At 69.0% G+C, this 17,671-nt stretch carries 18 protein-coding genes; 11 read left to right on the top strand and 7 right to left on the bottom strand.

What is annotated here, in order from left to right; translation table 11 throughout:
* Positions 1-26: 26 nt before the first annotated feature.
* On the bottom strand, positions 27-767 hold the full coding sequence (locus tag D3H34_RS13485) for an IclR family transcriptional regulator (RefSeq protein ID WP_119553993.1): 741 nt from the start codon (positions 765-767) through the stop codon (positions 27-29).
* An 89-nt stretch (positions 768-856) separates the two neighbouring features.
* Here D3H34_RS13485 and D3H34_RS13480 point away from each other — a divergent pair, with 89 nt between their 5' ends.
* From D3H34_RS13480 to D3H34_RS13465, 4 genes are all read left to right on the top strand, one after another.
* Entirely contained in the window at positions 857-1,792 is a 936-nt protein-coding gene (locus tag D3H34_RS13480) for a hydroxymethylglutaryl-CoA lyase (RefSeq protein ID WP_119553991.1), read from the top strand.
* A complete protein-coding gene (locus D3H34_RS13475; protein WP_119553989.1) occupies positions 1,785-2,975 on the top strand; it encodes a CaiB/BaiF CoA transferase family protein in 1,191 nt (396 codons plus the stop codon). Before D3H34_RS13480 ends, D3H34_RS13475 begins: the two co-directional genes overlap by 8 nt.
* A gap of 39 nt (positions 2,976-3,014) precedes the next feature.
* Positions 3,015-3,941: a LysR family transcriptional regulator gene (locus D3H34_RS13470; RefSeq protein WP_119553987.1), complete on the top strand. Its 927-nt coding sequence runs from the start codon at positions 3,015-3,017 to the stop codon at positions 3,939-3,941.
* Positions 3,942-4,005: 64 nt separating this feature from the next.
* Complete coding sequence (locus D3H34_RS13465) at positions 4,006-4,458, top strand: DUF2214 family protein (protein ID WP_119553985.1); 453 nt, start codon at positions 4,006-4,008, stop codon at positions 4,456-4,458.
* Between the two features lie 99 nt (positions 4,459-4,557).
* Here the strand turns inward: D3H34_RS13465 and D3H34_RS13460 are convergent, their stop codons facing one another.
* A complete protein-coding gene (locus D3H34_RS13460) occupies positions 4,558-4,920 on the bottom strand; it encodes a hypothetical protein (protein WP_119553984.1) in 363 nt (120 codons plus the stop codon).
* 136 nt (positions 4,921-5,056) lie between these two features.
* Here D3H34_RS13460 and argS point away from each other — a divergent pair, with 136 nt between their 5' ends.
* From argS to D3H34_RS13425, 7 genes are all read left to right on the top strand, one after another.
* Entirely contained in the window at positions 5,057-6,742 is a 1,686-nt protein-coding gene (argS, locus tag D3H34_RS13455) for an arginine--tRNA ligase (protein WP_119553982.1), read from the top strand.
* A gap of 14 nt (positions 6,743-6,756) precedes the next feature.
* Complete coding sequence (locus tag D3H34_RS13450) at positions 6,757-7,521, top strand: SPOR domain-containing protein (RefSeq protein ID WP_119553980.1); 765 nt, start codon at positions 6,757-6,759, stop codon at positions 7,519-7,521.
* A gap of 151 nt (positions 7,522-7,672) precedes the next feature.
* On the top strand, positions 7,673-8,317 hold the full coding sequence (locus D3H34_RS13445; RefSeq protein ID WP_119553978.1) for a thiol:disulfide interchange protein DsbA/DsbL: 645 nt from the start codon (positions 7,673-7,675) through the stop codon (positions 8,315-8,317).
* Between the two features lie 122 nt (positions 8,318-8,439).
* Positions 8,440-9,162, top strand: a complete 723-nt coding sequence (lptA, locus tag D3H34_RS13440) for a lipopolysaccharide transport periplasmic protein LptA (RefSeq protein ID WP_119554092.1) — start codon at positions 8,440-8,442, stop codon at positions 9,160-9,162.
* Entirely contained in the window at positions 9,159-9,953 is a 795-nt protein-coding gene (gene lptB, locus D3H34_RS13435) for an LPS export ABC transporter ATP-binding protein (RefSeq protein ID WP_119553977.1), read from the top strand. Before lptA ends, lptB begins: the two co-directional genes overlap by 4 nt.
* A gap of 17 nt (positions 9,954-9,970) precedes the next feature.
* A complete protein-coding gene (gene rpoN, locus D3H34_RS13430; protein WP_119553975.1) occupies positions 9,971-11,557 on the top strand; it encodes an RNA polymerase factor sigma-54 in 1,587 nt (528 codons plus the stop codon).
* Positions 11,558-11,567: 10 nt separating this feature from the next.
* Positions 11,568-13,202: a phospholipase D family protein gene (locus D3H34_RS13425; protein WP_119553973.1), complete on the top strand. Its 1,635-nt coding sequence runs from the start codon at positions 11,568-11,570 to the stop codon at positions 13,200-13,202.
* Between the two features lie 22 nt (positions 13,203-13,224).
* Here D3H34_RS13425 and D3H34_RS13420 read toward each other — a convergent pair whose 3' ends face one another.
* The 5 genes from D3H34_RS13420 to D3H34_RS13400 all read right to left on the bottom strand — a co-directional run bounded on the left by D3H34_RS13420 (position 13,225) and on the right by D3H34_RS13400 (position 17,671).
* Entirely contained in the window at positions 13,225-13,869 is a 645-nt protein-coding gene (locus tag D3H34_RS13420; RefSeq protein WP_119553971.1) for a LysE family translocator, read from the bottom strand.
* Between the two features lie 19 nt (positions 13,870-13,888).
* Entirely contained in the window at positions 13,889-14,518 is a 630-nt protein-coding gene (locus D3H34_RS13415) for a YceI family protein (RefSeq protein ID WP_119553969.1), read from the bottom strand.
* Positions 14,519-14,567: 49 nt separating this feature from the next.
* Positions 14,568-15,167: a YceI family protein gene (locus D3H34_RS13410; protein ID WP_119553967.1), complete on the bottom strand. Its 600-nt coding sequence runs from the start codon at positions 15,165-15,167 to the stop codon at positions 14,568-14,570.
* A complete protein-coding gene (locus D3H34_RS13405) occupies positions 15,164-15,775 on the bottom strand; it encodes a cytochrome b (protein WP_119553966.1) in 612 nt (203 codons plus the stop codon). Before D3H34_RS13405 ends, D3H34_RS13410 begins: the two co-directional genes overlap by 4 nt.
* Positions 15,776-15,859: 84 nt before the next feature.
* On the bottom strand, positions 15,860-17,671 hold the full coding sequence (locus tag D3H34_RS13400) for an ATP-binding response regulator (RefSeq protein WP_119553964.1): 1,812 nt from the start codon (positions 17,669-17,671) through the stop codon (positions 15,860-15,862).

Genomic DNA, 17,671 nt, shown 5'->3' with positions numbered 1-17,671 from the left:
CCCCGGAAGGGGAAGGAGCAAAACCATCACACCAGCCCGCTGAGTTCCTTCGCCGCCGCAAGCACCGGCCCGACGTAAGCCGCGTCATAGCGGTGCGTCGGCATCGTCAGCGTGACTGCCGCGGCCAGCCGCCCATCCGCATGGAACACCGGCGCCGAGATGCCCGCCAGCTCGGCCGTGCGATCGCCGACCAGCGCGCAATGGCCTTGCGCACGGATCGCGTCGTACAGCGCGCGCTCCTTCGCGCCGCGCGGCAGTTCGTCTGCTGGCCCGAAGGCGATCAGCACGCGCGCGCCCGCGCCCCGGTCGTTGGGCAGCAGGTCGCCCGCGCGCACGTGGTCGCGCACCACATGCGAAGAGTCGACGCGGAACTGGCACAGGCGCACCCAGCTGTCGCCCTGTGTCTGCCGCACGTGGTACGCCGCGCTTTCGCCGGTGGCCGCGGCGAGCGTGCGCAGCACCGGCAGCACGAGGTGGTCGAGCGACTGCGCCGCCGCATACAGCCCGTGCAGCCGCGCGATCTCCAGGCCCAGCGCATAGCGCCCGTCGTCCTGCCGGCGGATGAATCGCGCATGCTCGAGCGATGCCAGGAGCCGCAGCACCGTGCTCTTGTAGAGCTGCGTGCGTTCGGCGAACTGCGCGAGCGACAGCGCCTCGTCGCCGGGCTGGAAGGCCGAGAGCAGGCTCAGCGCGCGGTCGACCGCGGCGGCGCCGCCGGGGGCGGCGTTGAGGTCGGACACCGATTCGTTCTGGGCTTTGCGGGGCATGGCGTGGCTTGACAGTCGGCGGGCTTGCCGATTTAATTCTGTTTGCCAGAATATAGTTCTGCAGGATAGAACAGTCAAGAAAGCATCCGATGACCACCCCCGACGTCCTCATCAGCGAGGTCGGTCCGCGCGACGGCCTGCAATCCGTGAAGGCCATCATGCCCACGGCCGACAAGCTGCGCTGGATCGACGCGCTGCATGCCGCCGGCGTGCGCGAGATCGAGGTCGCGTCCTTCGTGCCCGCGAAGCTGCTGCCGCAGATGGCCGACGCCGCCGAGGTGGTGCGCCATGCCGTCACGCTGCCGGGCCTCGTGGTGATGGCGCTGGTGCCCAACCGCAAGGGCGCGCAGGCCGCGCTCGACGCCGGCGTGCACAAGCTCACGATGCCGGTGTCGGCCAGCATGGCGCACTCGCTGGCCAACGTGCGCAAGACGCCGACCGAGATGGTGGAAGAGGTGCGTGCCATTGCCGACCTGTGCCGCGCGAGCGCACCGCAGGTGAAGCTCGAAGCCGGCATCTCCACCGCCTTCGGCTGCACGCTGCAGGGGCTGGTGCCGGAGGACGACGTGATCCGCCTCGCGGTGCAATGCGTCGAAGCAGGCGCGCAGGAAGTCGGCCTTTCCGACACCGTCGGCTACGCCAACCCCGCGCAGGTACGCCGGCTCTTCAAGCGGCTGCGCGCCGAACTCGGCGTGCACGCGGGCGCCGCCCACATGCACAACACGCGCGGCCTGGGCATCGCGAATTGCCTGGCCGCATGGGACGAGGGCGTGCGCACCTTCGACGCCTCGCTCGGCGGCCTCGGCGGCTGCCCTTACGCGCCGGGCGCGTCGGGCAACGCCGTCACCGAAGACCTCGTCTTCATGTTCGAGGCCATGGGCGTGCGCACCGGCATCGGTCTCGAGAAACTCATCGCGGCGCGCGCGCCGCTCATGGTCGGCCTGCCCGGTGAACCGGTCTACGGCATGACGCCCGAGGCCGGCCTGCCCAAGGGCTTTGTCCAGGAAACCATCTCTCATGTCTGAAGCCAATCCCTTGCCCTACGCCGGCGTGCGCGTCGTCGAGTTCACCCACATGGTCATGGGGCCGACCTGCGGCCTGCTGCTGGCCGACCTCGGCGCCGAAGTCATCAAGGTCGAGCCCATCGAGGGCGACAACACGCGCCGGCTGCTGGGCTCGGGCGCGGGTTTCTTCCCGACCTTCAACCGCAACAAGAAGAGCATCGCGCTCGACCTGAAAAAACCCGAAGGCGTGGAGGCCGCGCTGCGCCTCATCGCCACCGCCGACATCGTGAGCGAGAACTTCAAGCCCGGCACGATGAAGAAGCTGGGGCTCGACTACGACACGTTGGCCAAGCTCAACCCGCGCCTCATCTACGTGAGCCACAAGGGCTTCCTGCCCGGCCCGTACGACCACCGCACCGCGCTCGACGAGGTGGTGCAGATGATGGGCGGCCTGGCCTACATGACCGGCCGCGCCGGCGATCCGCTGCGCGCGGGCACCAGCGTGAACGACATCATGGGCGGCATGTTCGGCGCCATCGGCGCGATGGCCGCGCTGCGCCAGCGCGACATCACGGGCAAGGGCTGCGAGGTGCAGTCGGCGCTGTTCGAGAACAACGTGCTCCTGGTCGCGCAGCACATGATGCAGTTCGCCGCCACCGGCAAGGCGGCCGACCCGATGCCCAGCCGCATCTCGGCCTGGGCCGTGTACGACGTGTTCACCGTGAAGGACGGCGAACAGATCTTCCTGGCGGCCGTGAGCGACAAGCAGTGGGCCATCTTCTGCAAGGCCTTCGGTCTCGAGGAGATGCTGGCCGATCCGCGCCTGAAGACCAACAACGACCGCGTGCGTGCGCGCGAATGGATGATGCCGATCCTGCGCTCGCACCTCGCGAACCACAGCGCGGCCGAACTCAGCGCGGTGTTCGAGCAGAACGAGCTGCCCTTCGCTCCCATCACCAAGCCCCAGGAACTGTTCGACGACCCGCACCTGAACGCCACCGGCGGCCTGGCGCCCGTGCGCATGAATGACGGTCACATGGCGAAGGTGCCGCTCGCGCCCTTCACGCTGGGCGGCGAGCGCCCCGGCATCCGGCTGCAGCCGCCGCACATCGGCGAGCACAGCGGCGCGCTGCTGAAGGAAGTGGGCTACAGCGACGAAGACATCGCCGCGCTGCGGTCGCAAGGCGTCACGGCCGGCGATTGAGCGCATGCCGCCGATGGCGGGCGATATAGTTCCCGCGCCATGGACCGCCTCAAGCAGCTCGAATCCTTTGTCTCGGTCGCGACCCGCGGCAGCCTCACCGCGGCGGCCAAGGCGGAAGGCGTGGCGCCTGCGATCATGGGCCGACGCATTGACGCGCTCGAGGAGCGCCTGGGCGTCAAGCTGCTCGTGCGCACCACGCGCCGCATCGCGCTCACGCACGAAGGCAGCGCCTTCCTCGAAGACTGCCAGCGCCTGCTGACCGAGTTCGCGAACGCCGAGGCCAGCGTGAGTGCCGGCGGTGTGAAGGCCAGCGGCCACCTGCGCGTGACCGCGCCGGCCGGCTTCGGTCGCCGCCATGTCGCGCCGCTGGTGCCGCGCTTTCACGCGCTGCATCCCGAAGTGACGATCTCGCTGAACCTCAGCGACCGCGTGGTCGACGTCACGGGCGAGAGCTTCGACTGCGCCGTGCGCGTGGGCGACCTGCCCGACTCATCGCTCGTCAGCGTGCGACTGGCCGACAACCGCCGCCGCTGCGTGGCCACGCCCGAATTCCTGCGCCGCCACGGCGCGCCGAAGCACCCGAGTGAGCTGTCGCGCTTTGCCTGCCTCACGCTGTCGAGCGACGCTTCGCAGACGCGCGGTTGGGCCTTTCGCATTACCAGCGAAGAGGGCGTGCAGGAGCTGATCCACCTGCGCCCCAGCGGCCCGCTCGACTGCTCCGACGGACAGGTGCTGCACGACTGGTGTCTTGCGGGTCATGGCATCGCATGGCGCAGCACCTGGGAGGTCGAGGCCGAGATCGACGCGGGCCTGCTTGTTCCATTGCTCGACGACTTCGCCGCGCCGCCCAACGGCATCTACGCCGTGTTCGCAGGCACCAAGCACCTGCCGCTGCGCGTGCGACTGTGGCTTGATTTCCTCAAAGCGCAGTACGGGCAGCCGGAATTCTGGGGCGGGCGGTCCTGAAACTGCGACCGGGCGGCACAATGCCTTTTGCATTTGCTTGCAACCCCGATGAAGAAAGTTTCCGATGACGCTCGAAGCCATCCTCGCCTACCTGCACCTGCTGGCCATCCTCACGATGGTCGTGTTCATTTCCAGTGAGGCCGCGCTGTGCCGCGTCCAGTGGCTCAATGCCGCCGTGGTCGAGCGGCTGGCCAAGGTCGACATGGTCTACGGCATCGCCGCCATCATGGTGCTGGCCACCGGCATCGCGCGCACCTGGTGGGGCGTGAAGGGCACGGCCTGGTACTGGACCAACCCGCTGCTGCACGTGAAGCTCACGCTGTTCATCATCGTGGGCGTGCTGTCGATCTTCCCGACGCTGACCTACTTCCGCTGGCGCAAGACGCTGCGCGCCACGGGCAAGTTGCCGGCGGAGGCCGACATCCTCAAGACACGCAAGCTGGTGATGATCCAGGCGCACCTGATCGCGGTGATCCCGCTGGTGGCGGTGTTCCTGGCGCGCGGCTTCGGCAAGTAATCCACAACACCACAAGACACAAAAGAAAGGGCCCGCGTGAGCGGGCCCTTCGACTGTGCGGGAGAAACCAACGTCAGCGCCACACGGCGCTGCGCCGGATCAGGCCTTGGCCGCGTCGGCTTCGCACTTCTTCATGAAGCTGTTCTTGGCGGCACCGGCCAGCGCCTTGCCGTTCTTGTCGACAGCCTTGGCTGCGCAGGCGGGCGTGGCGGCAGCCTTGTTGCACTTCTTCATGAAGCTGTTCTTGGCGGCGCCGGCCAGGGGCTTGCCGTTCTTGTCGATGGCCTTGGCATCGCAGCTGGCGCCACCGGCGGGCGCGGCCGCTGCGGCAGGGGCTGCTGCAGCAGGTGCGGCGGCGGGGGCCACGACCGGTGCCGGAGCCTTGTCCTGCGCGTAGGCGCTGAACGACAGGCAGGCGCCGAGTGCGACGGTGGAGGCGACCAGGGAAAGGAGCTTCTTCATGATGGGATATGTCCTTGCAAGGTTGGGTTGTGACAGTTGTTGCCCGGCCTCGGGGCCGACCATCGTAACGGGCGACATCGCCCATCGGATGACGATCGTTAACTGGACCCGGGTTTGCCCCCGGTAAAATTCACAGATGCTATTGGTCAAACAGGAGCTGCTCGCGGCGCTCGCGAACACGCTCGAAACCCTCTCTCCCGGCGCTGGCGTCAAAGCCGCGTTCGAGTCGCCCAAGGTGGCGGCGCACGGCGATTTCGCCAGCACCGCCGCGATGCAGCTCGCCAAGCCGCTGGGGCGCAAGCCCCGCGAACTGGCCGAGGAACTGAGCGCTGCGCTGCTCGCCACCCCCGCTTTCGGCCAATGGGTCGAGGCCATCGAGATCGCCGGTCCCGGCTTCCTCAACATCCGTCTCAAGGCAGCCGCCAAGCAGCAGATCGTGCGCGAAGTGCTGGCCGCGGGCGAAGCCTTCGGCCGCCAGCCGGCCACGGGTCAAAAGGTGCTGGTCGAGTTCGTGTCGGCCAACCCGACCGGCCCGCTGCACGTGGGCCATGGTCGCCAGGCGGCGCTGGGCGACGCCATCTGCAATCTGCAGGCCTCGCAGGGCGAGAGCGTGTGGCGCGAGTATTACTACAACGACGCCGGCGTGCAGATCCAGACGCTGGCCAACAGCACGCAGCTGCGCGCGCGCGGCTTCAAGCCCGGCGACGCCGAATGGCCCAGTGGCGAGAAGGCACCGGCCTACAACGGCGACTACATCGCCGAGATCGCCGCCGACTTCAAGGCGAAGAAGACCGTCAAGTCGGAAGACCGCGAGGTCACCGGCTCCGGCGACATCGAAGACCTGGACGCCATCCGCGAGTTCGCCGTGGCCTACCTGCGCCGCGAGCAGGACCTGGACCTGCAGGCCTTCCGCGTGCGCTTCGACCAGTACTACCTGGAGTCCAGCCTGTACACCAGCGGGCGCGTCGAGGCCGCGGTGGCCAAGCTCGTGGCCGCCGGCAAGACCTACGAACAGGACGGCGCGCTGTGGCTGAAGTCGACCGACTACGGCGACGACAAAGACCGCGTGATGAAGAAGAAGGACGGCACGTACACCTACTTCGTGCCCGACGTCGCGTACCACATCGCCAAGTGGGAGCGGGGCTTCCACAAGGTCGTGAACATCCAGGGCACCGACCACCACGGCACCATCGCGCGCGTGCGCGCCGGCCTGCAGGCCGCGGGCGAGGGCATCCCCGAGGGCTACCCCGACTACGTGCTGCACACCATGGTGCGCGTCATGAAGGGCGGCGAGGAGGTCAAGATCAGCAAGCGCGCCGGCAGCTACGTCACGCTGCGCGACCTGATCGAGTGGACCAGCACCGACGCCGTGCGCTTCTTCCTGCTCAGCCGCAAGCCCGACACCGAGTACACCTTCGACGTCGACCTCGCGGTAACGAAGAACAACGACAACCCCGTGTACTACGTGCAGTACGCCCACGCGCGCATCTGTTCGGTGCTCGCGGCCTGGGGCGGCGACGTGGCCGCGCTCAAGGCGGTCGACCTGTCGCCGCTGGACAGCCCGGCGGCCCAGGCGCTGATGCTGCTGCTGGCCAAGTACCCGGCCATGCTGACGGCCGCGGCGAAGGATTTCGCCCCGCACGACGTGACTTTCTACCTGCGCGAACTCGCCGCCAGCTACCACAGCTACTACGATGCCGAGCGCATCCTGGTGGACGACGAACCGGTCAAGCTGGCGCGTCTCGCACTCGTCGCGGCGGCCGCGCAGGTGCTGCACAATGGCCTCGCGATCCTCGGCGTCAGTGCGCCGAGCAAGATGTGAATCACCCTCCGAACATGAAGAAGACAAGCAGACAAAGCGGCAACATCGTCATCGGGCTGATCATCGGCCTGGTGCTCGGTCTGGGCGTTGCCCTGGGCATCGCGGTCTACGTCACCAAGGTGCCGATCCCGTTCGTCAACAAGACGCAACGCGGCGGTGCCGAGCAGGACGAGGCCGAGGCCCGCAAGAACCGCGACTGGGACCCGAACGCACCGCTGGCCGGCAAGGCCGGCGCGCCCAAGCCGGCCGCCACGCCGCCGGCGGCCACGGCCACCGGCCCGGTGAACCCGATCACCGGTGCTCCGGTCACCGTGGCACCCGGCACGCCGCCTGTCGCCACCCCGCCGGTCACCGCGCCCGCTCCCGTGGTGGTGGCGCCCAAGCCGGCGCGTCCCGCACCGGTGCCGGCCGAAGCCAACGCGCTGCCGCCGTCGAACGATCCGCTGGGCGACCTCGCTCGCGCCCGCTCGGGCGGCAGCACGACCACCGCGTCTGCGGCACCAAGCCACACGGCCGCCGCACCGTCGCCGTCGGGCGCCGATCCCTTCATGTACTTCGTGCAGGCCGGCGCCTTCCGCACCACCGACGACGCAGAGGCGCAGCGCGCCAAGCTGTCGCTCATGGGCGTCGAGGCCAAGGTCACCGAGCGCGAGCAGGCGGGCCGCACGGTCTACCGCGTGCGCGCCGGCCCGTTCAACAAGAAGGACGACGCCGACCGGCTCAAGGAACGGCTCGACGGTGGCGGTCTCGAATCGGCGCTGGTGCGCGTCCAGCGCTGAGCGGCACCTTTTCTTCATCCACAGCCCTTAAGCTTCGCCCGCGCGGCATTTGCCGCACTCTGTCCATTCCAGCGCCCCGGGCGCGCCGCCAGCAGGGAACTCCCCGCGGCGCGCCGGCTCTGTCTGCGGTACCTACAGGAGAACCCTTTCAATGAAACGTCGTGACTTTTCGCTGGCCGCCACTTCGATCGGGCTGCTTTCGCTGGCCGCCGCTCCGGCGCACGCCCAACGTGCTCCCAAGGCCGGCACCGATTTCCTCGTGCTCGACAAGCGCGTGCCGGTCGATGCACCCGCTGGCAAGGTCGAGGTGGTCGAGTTCTTCTCGTACAACTGCCCGCATTGCAACGACTTCGAGCCCTCGCTCGAAGCCTGGGTCAAGGCCGCCCCGAAGGACATGGCGTTCCGCCGCATCCCGGTGCCCTTCGTGGGCAACGACGTCGAGGCCAAGCAGCGCCTGTACTTCACGCTCGAGGCCATGGGCAAGCTCGACGAGTACCACCCGAAGGTCTTCGCCGCGATCCACGCGCAGCGCCAGAACCTGACCGGCGAAGCCAACATCCAGGCCTGGGCCGAGCGTGCCGGCCTCGACGGTGCCAAGTTCAAGGAAACCTTTGCGTCCTTCGGCGTCGCCAGCAAGGCCCGCCGCGCGTCGCAGCAGACCGAGGCCTACAAGGTGGCCGGCGTGCCGGCCCTGGCCGTGGCGGGCCGCTGGTACGTGGACGGCGAAACGGCAGGCAGCATGGCCAAGGTGCTGCAGGTCGCGACCTTCCTGATCGGTGAAGCCAAGAAGGGCTGATCGACCCGACAGCCCCGGTTCGGGGTCGAATGCAAGGCCCGCTTCGGCGGGCTTTTTCATTGGCGGCGGTGGGCAATCGCCATCCCACGCATACAATGTTTCAGAGCAAGTTTCGTGCCTTTATGACATTGCCCTCCATCCCCACATTCCCCACCCTTCGTCGCCTCGGCCGCCTGGCCTTCGGTGCGCTGTTGCTGGCCGGTGCTGCTTCGGGCGCCTTGGCGGAAACCGCCGACCGCACCAAGCCGATGAACATCGAGTCCGATTCGATGCGCTACGACGACCTCAAACAGACCAGCGTGTTCACCGGCAATGTGCTGGTCACGAAGGGCACGATCATCATCCGCGGTGCGCGGCTGGACGTGCGCCAGGACGCCGAGGGCTACCAGTACGGCGTGGTCACGGCGGCGCCCGGCAAGCTGGCCTACTACAAGCAGAAGCGCAACGCCGGCGACGAGTGGATCGAGGGCGAGTCGGAAGTCATCGAGTACGACAGCCGCGCCGACAACGTCAAGTTCATCCGCCGCGCGGTCATGCGTCGGCTGATCGGTGCCACGCCCAACGACGAGAGCAGCGGCGCGTTGATCGTCTACGACCAGAGCAACGACACCTACACCGTCAACGGTTCCCTCGTGCCGCCGAACGCCGGCGTCGCGGCGCCGGGCGGCGGTGGTCGCGTCAAGGCCATCCTCACGCCGAAGGCCGCGGCAGCCCCCGCAGCGGGCGGCTCGGTACCGGCGGCCGGCGGCAAGAAGCCCGCGGCCCCGGCACCCACTCCCGCGCCCGGCACCGGGCTGCGCTCGACGACCACGTTGAGCGGCCCCGAAGGGGAAGGGCGCAAGTGATCGAAACCGCAGGAACCCAGACCGCCGACGGCATCCCGGGCAGCCGCCTCGTCGCGCGCGGCCTCAAGAAGAGCTACGGCAGCCGCACGGTCGTCAAGGACGTCTCGCTCGACGTGCAGAAGGGCGAGGTCGTCGGACTGCTCGGCCCCAACGGCGCGGGCAAGACCACCTCGTTCTACATGATCGTCGGGCTGGTGCGCGCCGACGCCGGCGAGATCACCATCGACGGCGAGCCCATCGCCCACATGCCGATCCACCGCCGCGCGCGCATGGGCCTGAGCTACCTGCCGCAGGAAGCATCGATCTTCCGCAAGCTCACGGTCGAGGAAAACGTGCGCGCCGTGCTCGAGCTGCAGCGCGAGCCCGATGCCAACGGCCGCCTGGTGCCGCTGACCAAGCAGCACACCGAAGAGCGCCTGGCCGACCTGCTGGCCGACCTGCGCGTGGACCACCTGCGCGACTCGCCCGCGCTCGCACTGTCGGGCGGCGAGCGCCGCCGCGTCGAGATCGCGCGCGCGCTGGCCACCCAGCCGCGCTTCATCCTGCTGGACGAGCCCTTTGCCGGCATCGACCCGATCGCCGTGATCGAGATCCAGCGGATCATCAGTTTCCTGAAAGAGCGCGGCATCGGCGTGCTCATCACCGACCACAACGTGCGTGAGACGCTGGGCATCTGCGATCACGCGTTCATCATCAGCGACGGGCACGTGCTGGCACAAGGCACACCCTCGGAGATCGTCGACAACGCCGAGGTACGCAGGGTGTACTTGGGCGAACATTTCCGCATGTAAGGGCGGGGTCGGTTCCCATGAAGCAAGGGCTGTCCCTTCGCGTCTCGCAGCATCTCGCGCTGACGCCACAGCTGCAGCAGTCCATTCGCCTGCTCCAACTCTCCACGCTCGAACTGAGCCAGGAGGTGGAGCAGATGCTGGACGAGAACCCGTTCCTCGAACGCACCGCGGAAGAAGCGGCGCGCGAAGAGTTCGGGCTGGACACGGCCGATGCGCCGGTGCCGCGCGACGACGCGGGCGAGGGTGAGGCCGACTTCGCGCCGTCCGCCGCCAGCACGACGACCACTTCGAGCGAGACCACCTCGACCCCCGACACCGATGGCCCCGCCGCCGAGATCGCCGAGCGCGAGCCCGACTGGGAAGGCGACGGCACCGTCGACATGGCGCCCGACGACAGCGAGTGGGGCAGTGATGCGCCCGCGCGCCAGAACAACCTCGGCGACGACGAACGCGCCGATGCCACCGAACTCGCGCGCAGCCAGGAGTCGCTGCAGTCGTTCCTGCACCGCCAGGCGCTGACCCTGCGGCTGAACGAGAGCGACAGCGCGGCGCTGCGATTCCTGATCGAATCGCTCAACGACGACGGCTATCTTGAAGACTCGCTGCCCGCATTGGCCTCGGGCCTGGCGGGCGACGACAACGACGAGTTCGACGACCTCGTGCATCACTTCCAGGTGGCGCTGGGCCTGCTGCAGAGCCTGGAGCCGGCCGGCGTGGGCGCGCGCGACCTCGGCGAATGCCTGAGCATCCAGCTGAAGGCGCTCGCCAGCGAAGACGAGACCGAGGCCGAAGCGCTCGTGCGCAAGACCGCCATCGCGATCTGCAAGCAGCCCATGGAGCTGCTCGCGCGGCGCGACTTCAAGCGACTGGCCACGCTCACGCGCACGAACGAAGACCTGGTGCGCTCGGCGCTGCAGATCATTGCGCGGCTCGAGCCCAAGCCGGGGCGCCGCTTTGTCGACGTCGAACGCAACATCGTCATTCCCGACGTGATCGTCACCAAGACCGGGCGCGGCACCCACGTGAAGTTCCGCGTCATGCTGAACCCCGAGGTCATGCCGCGTCTGCGCGTGCACGACATCTACGCCGGTGCGCTCAAGTCGCACAAGGGCGAAGGCAGCCAGGCGCTGTCGCAGCGGCTGCAGGAGGCGCGCTGGTTCATCAAGAACATCCAGCAGCGCTTCGACACCATCCTGCGCGTGAGCAACGCCATCGTCGAGCGCCAGAAGAGCTACTTCGTGCACGGCGAGCTGGCCATGCGCCCGCTGGTGCTGCGCGAGATCGCCGACGAGCTGGGCCTGCACGAATCGACCATCTCGCGCGTGACCACCGCCAAGTACATGGCCACGCCCTTCGGCACGGTCGAGCTCAAGTACTTCTTCGGTTCGGCGCTGGGCACCGAGACCGGCGGCAATGCGTCGAGCACCGCGGTGCGTGCGCTGATCAAGCAGTTCGTGGGATCCGAGAGCATCAAGAAGCCGCTGTCCGACAGCCAGATCTCCGAGATGCTGAAGGAGCAGGGCATCGAGTGCGCGCGCCGCACCGTGGCCAAGTACCGCGAGGCGCTGCGCATCGCGCCGGCAAACCTGCGCAAGGCGCTCTAGAAGCCCGACGATGACGACGAGTCGCCTGCTGTCTCGTTGTGGGCATTGGGCTTTGGTCATGGTGGCGGTGCTGCTGTTCGCCGGCTGCGCCACGCTGCCCGACGAGGCCCCGCGCCCGCCCACCAAGGCCATGGCCGTCTCGGCCGACACCGCGCTCGGCAAGATCGCGCTGGCCTCGCAGCCCGACCCCGACCCCGACCTCAGCGGCTTTCGCCTCATGCCTGGCGGCGACTTCGCCTTCGACACGCGCCTGCAACTGGCGCGCCGCGCGCAGCGCACGCTCGACGTGCAGTACTACCAGATCGAGAACGACGAAACCGGCCGCTACCTGCTGCGCACCCTGCGCGACGCGGCCCAGCGCGGCGTGCGCGTGCGCCTGCTGATGGACGACCTGTACACGTCCGGCGAAGACGAACTGCTGCTCGGCCTGGCCGCCACGCCGAACGTGGAGCTGCGCCTGTTCAACCCGTTCCCGGCCGGGCGCGGCAGCCTGCTCAAGCGCTTTGCCGCGTCACTGTTCGACTTCAGCCGCGTCAACCGCCGCATGCACAACAAGCTGTTCATCGCCGATGGTGCGATGGCGGTGGCGGGCGGCCGGAACATCGGCAACCAGTACTTCACGCGCACCGCGGGCGCGAACTTCATCGACCTCGACACCTTCGTCACGGGCGCACTGATTCCGCGCCTGGGTGTGCTGTTCGACCAGTACTGGAACAGCCCGCACGTGCGCCCGATCGGCTCGGTCGTGCGCACCGACCTGCCGCGCGAGGAGCTGCAGCGTCGCTTCGACGTCGCCACCGGCCCCGACACCACGCCTCCGCCGCCGAAGCCGGCGCCCAACGATCTGCTGGGCTACAGCCCCGTGGCCGACGACCTCGACGCCGGCAAGCTCGGCCTGATCTGGACCACCGCCGAGGCGTACGCCGATTCGCCTGATCGTGTGATCGGCAAGACGGCCTCCTACGGCGGCGTGCCGCTGCTCGACGTCGACAGCGTGCGCTACAACGTGGTCGAGCAGATGCGCCGCGCGGGCAGCGAAGTGACGCTGGTCTCGCCCTACCTGATCCCCGGCGCTTCGGGGCTGGAGGTGATGCGCGAGATCCGCGGGCGCAACGTGAAGATCAGCGTGGTCACCAATTCGCTCGCCGCCACCGACGAGCCGCTGGTCCACACCGCCTACCGCCGCTACCGCGCCGACATGCTCGCGCTGGGCGCCGAGATGCACGAGCTGAGTTCCGCGCGCACGCGGCGCAGCGTGAGGCTGGGATTGTTCGGCACGTCGGTGGGGCGGCTGCACGCCAAGTCGGCGGTGATCGACCAGCGCATCCTGTTCGTCGGCTCGATGAATTTCGATCCGCGCTCGGAGATCCACAACACCGAGATCGGCCTGTTCATCCGCAGCCCCGAGATGGCGCAGCAGACCCTGAAGCTGATCGACGTGCTCAAGCAGCAGGGCGCCTACCGGCTGCGTTTTGCCGAGGGCGGCGATGCAGGCGCAGGGGGAGCAAGTGGTTCGCGGCGCATCGAGTGGGTCAGCGAGGAAGGCGGCAGGACCACCGTGTTGCACGAAGAGCCCGACTCGGGCTTCTGGGATCGCACCATGCTCGAACTGCTGGCACCTCTCACGCCGGAGAGCCTGCTGTAGCGGTTGCTGCCGTGCTGTGCGCTCAGGCGCCGCGTGCCGCTGACCACACCAGGCGCAGGCCCAAGAGGCCCATCACGCCGCCGGCCGCGCGGTCGATCCAGGTCTTGTAGCGCAGGTAGGCCGCGCGTGGCGCGGCCGAGGACAGCGCCAGCGCGACGATTGCGTACCAGCCCGTCTCGATGCAGAAGATCACCGCCGGCACCGCGAGCGCCAGCACCAGCGGCACCTCGCGCGGCAGGAAGGCCGCGAAGATGCTCGCGTACACCACCGCCGTCTTCGGGTTGCTGACCTGCGTGGCCAGGCCGAGCAGGAAGGTGCGCCCGCTGCGGCCTTGCTTGCGAGGCGAGGCTTCGGTGTCGGGCGTCATCGCGAGCGGCTGCCGTGCGCCGCGCCAGATGCGAAAGCCCAGGTAGATCAGGTAGGCGCCGCCGAGGCCCTTGATCGCGAGGTACAGCCCCGGCACCGCGAGGAACGCCGCCTGAAGCCCGGCCAGCGCCGCGATCGAGAACGCCAGCCCGCCGGCGCCCATGCCCAGGGCCGCGGCCAGTCCGTCGCTGCGCGAGGCCACGGCCGTGCGCGCCACCATCACGAAACTCGGGCCCGGGCTCATCGCGCCGACCGCCATCGCGCCGGCGATGCCGAGCAGGGAAAGCGTGGTGTCCATCATGGCGTGGTTCCTTGCGTCGTCATTGCTGCACGTTCACGGCTTCGACCTGCACCAGCAGCTTCACCTTGTTCTCGAAGCCGAAGTTCAGGCCCCAGGTGATGCCCCAGTCGCTGCGCTGCACCGTGGTCTCGAAGTCGCCGCCGCAGACCTGGCGGTTGATGAGCGGGTTCATGTAGCAGTTGAAGCGCACGGCCTTCAGCGTCACCGGCTTGGTCTGGCCCATGAGCGTGAGCGTGCCGGGCACGTCGGTCACCTTGTCGCCGCTGAAGTCGATGCGGTCGGCCACGAAGCGGCCGGTGGGGAAGGCGGCGACGTTGAAGAAGTCCTTGCTCTGCACGTGGCGGTTGAGCAGGTCGACGCCGGTGTTGATGGAGCTGATGTCCATCGTGATGTCGACCTTGCCGCTGGCGCCCGTGCCGTCGATCTGCACCGAGCCGTCCTTGGTGCTGAAGCGGCCGCGGTTGGTGGTGGTGCCGTAGTGGCCCATCTCGTACATCACGAAGGTGTGGGTGGGGTCGATCACGTAGCTGGCGTTCTTGACCGGACCGCCCGAAGGCTTGGCGGCCACCGCGGGCGCCGTGTATTCCTGGGCCGTCGCGAGCGACACGGACGCGGCCGCGAGCACCGTGGCGAAGAAGAGCTTGTTCATGGCGGGGGAGGCAGAAAGCATGAAAGAAAAAACCTGGAGAGGATCGTCGTCAGAGCGGCCCGAAGCCCGCGAGCGTCAGCTTGAAGCGCACCTGCACCTCGTTGCCGACCACCGAGGTGTCGGTCCATTCGCCGTCGCCCACCTTGTAGTCGAGCCGCTGGATCGTGAGCGTGCCCGTGGCCACGGCATACGCGCCGCTTGAAGGCGATGGCGCGATGCTCACCGGCACCGTCACGGGTTTGGTGGTGCCCTTGATGGTGAGCTTGCCGGCCATCTCGAAGCGGCCGTCGCCCAGTGCCTTGATGGCGTTCGAGCGGAAGCTGGCCTGCGGGAAATGCGCGGTGTCGAACCAGGTGGGCTTGGGCAGCTCGGCATCGCTCATCGGCACGCCGAAGCCGGCGCTGGCCGTGTCGATCTGCAGCACGACCGAGCCGCCCTCTGGCTTCTTCGGATCGAAGGCGACCTGCGCGTCGAAGCGCTTGAAGCTGCCTTCCACCGGTACGCCCATCTGCTTGCTGACGAAGACGATCTGGCTCTTGTCGGGCACCAGCTTCGCGGTGGCCGGCTGGGGTTCGGCCGCGACGTGCAGTGCGAGGCCCAGGAGGGCGGCGCCCCACAAAAAAAGACGGGACAGGCGGCGCGTCGTCATCCGACAGATTCCTTGCGTGGCGCGGGCCACATGCGTTGCAACAGACCGTCGCGGTCGATCCAGTGGTGCTTGAGTGCCGCCGCCACGTGCAGCAGCGTGACACCGGCCAGCAGGAAGGCGCTGCGCTGGTGCAGCGGCTTGAGCACGGCCTCGGCGAATTCCTTGTCGACCGGCACCAGGTCGGGCAGCGGCAGCACGCCGAACCACACGACCGGCACGCCCATGCCCGTGCTGTAAGCCCAGCCGAACAACGGGACCGCGAAGAACAGCAGGTACATCAGCACATGGCTGACGCGGTAGGCGGCCGTCTGCCAGGGCGGCATGACCGCCTTCACGCGCGCGGGCAGCGGCGGCGGGCGGTGCGTGAGTCGCCACAGCAGGCGCAGCGCCGACAGCAGCAGGATGGTGATGCCGGCCCACTTGTGCCAGCTGTAGAGCTTCAGGCGGTGCGGCGAGAAGGGCAGGCCCGTCATGTAGAGCCCGACGCCGAGCGAGCCGACGATCATCGCCGCGAGCAGCCAATGCAGTGCGATGGCGACCCGCCCGTAGCGGGGCTCGCGCAGGGCGGCGGCGCCAATGGACGGGGCGGAAGATGGTTCGACGGGCATCGGGCAGGAGCGGCGGCGGCCTGTGCGCGGAGCATAGCTCGGAAGCGATGACACCGCAGCGGCGCCGGGCCCGCAGGCCGCGCGCTACGACGCCTGCGTCTGCTGGGCCCGCAGCAGCACGCGCCGCAGATCGTCCGGCTGCACCGGCTTGCGCAGCGCGTGCCAGCCGCGCGCCGCGGCCAGCTGCTGCGTGGCTTCGGTGATGTCGGCCGAGATCAGCGCGATCGTCAGCGTGGGCTTGCGCTGCGCCAGCCGCTCGGCCAGCGCGATGCCGTTGAACGCACCGGGCAGGCGGATGTCGCACAGCGCCGCGTCGATCGCGTCCAGGTCGGCCAGCGCCAGCGCTTCGGCGGCGCTCGCATAGATGCGCGGCGCCAGTTGCCAGTGCCGCAGCAGCGCCGAGAGACTGTCGGCCACGACGATGTTGTCTTCGACCACCAGCACGGCCAGACCGGGGCGCAGCACGGCGTCTGCGTCGGGCGCCGCCATGGCCACGGACGGTGCAGGCCCCGGCACGGTGGCCGCACCGGGGCGCGCCGCCGGCAGCTCGAAGCTGAAGACCGAGCCCCTGCCCGGCGCCGAGCGCAGCGCGACCTCGATGCCCAGCTGCCCGGCCAGCCGCCGCACGATCGCCAATCCCAGGCCGTGGCCGTGCTGCAGGTTGCGCTCCACGTTGCCGACCTGCTCGAAGTCGTCGAACACACGCGCCTGTGATTCGGCCGCGATGCCGATGCCGCTGTCGCGCACCTCGACACGCCACGCGCGCCCGGTGGCCGCGGCGGGGCGCCGGCGCGCCCGCACCGCCAGCATCACGCGGCCGCGCGGCGTGAACTTGAGGGCGTTGTCCAGCAGGTTGGAGAGCACGCGGCGCAGCGCGACCGCGTCGGTCCAGGCGATGGCGTCCGCAGGGCAGCGCACGGCGACGCGGCCTTCGCCGGCCTGGCGTGCCAGCTCGTGCAGCAACGGCGCCAGCGCTACGCCTGCCGGCCGCAGCGGATCGACCGCCGCCTCGATGCGGCCGATTTCGAGCAGCTGGTTGGTCAGGCCCTCCAGCGCCTGCTGCGCGCGAGAGAGCGAGGCCACCGTGTGCTGCACCGCCGCGCTGTCGGTGCCGTGCTGCAGCTGCTGGCGCAGCACCTCGGCCTGCAGCCCGATGGCCATCACCGGCTGGCGCAGGTCGTGGTTGGCCGCCGAGAAGAAGCGCAGGCGCTCCGCCTGGGCCTGCTCGGAGGCGCGCAGGCCGGCCAGCGCCTGTTCGCGCAGCGTGCGTTCGTTCAGGCGCAGGCCGATGTTCTCCTCGAGCTGGCGCGAATGGTCGGCCACCAGCTTCCACATCATTGCCGTGAGGCCGATGCCGATCACCGCGACTGCCATCATCACCGGCGCCCCGAGCCACAGGCCCGTGACGATCACCGGCGCCAGCAGCAGCGTGATGGCCAGCTGCGTGGCCGGCGTATAGAAAGACACCGAGAACGCCGACGACAGCGTCATGCCCATCAGGATGAGGCCCAGCAGCAGTTGCAGGTCGGCACGCTCGGGGTTGAACAGCAGCACGCCCGCCAGGCCATGCGCCAGCTCCCAGATGGCCGTGCGCAGCGTGTGCAGGCGCTGCGCGGCGCGCAGGCTGGCGGGGGTGAAGGGCTCGGGCAGGCGCTGCGGAAAGAAGCCGCGCATCACCGTGACGCCGGTGACGAGCGCCAGCCACACCAGCGCGCGCACCGGCGAGAACTGCCAGGCGAACAGCGCCGCTACGCCGCAGTTGAGCAGGTACTGCACCAGCAGCACCGGGCCGAGCGGTCGGATCGACAGCCGCAGCACTTCGCACTGGATCGCGAAGCGGTTGTCGCCGCCGCGGGCGTCTGCCGGGGCGGCTGCGGGTGCGGGGGAGGGCGTCAT

It is taken from the genome of Acidovorax cavernicola (assembly GCF_003581445.1).
This window is presented reverse-complemented; position numbering and strand designations above follow the sequence as displayed.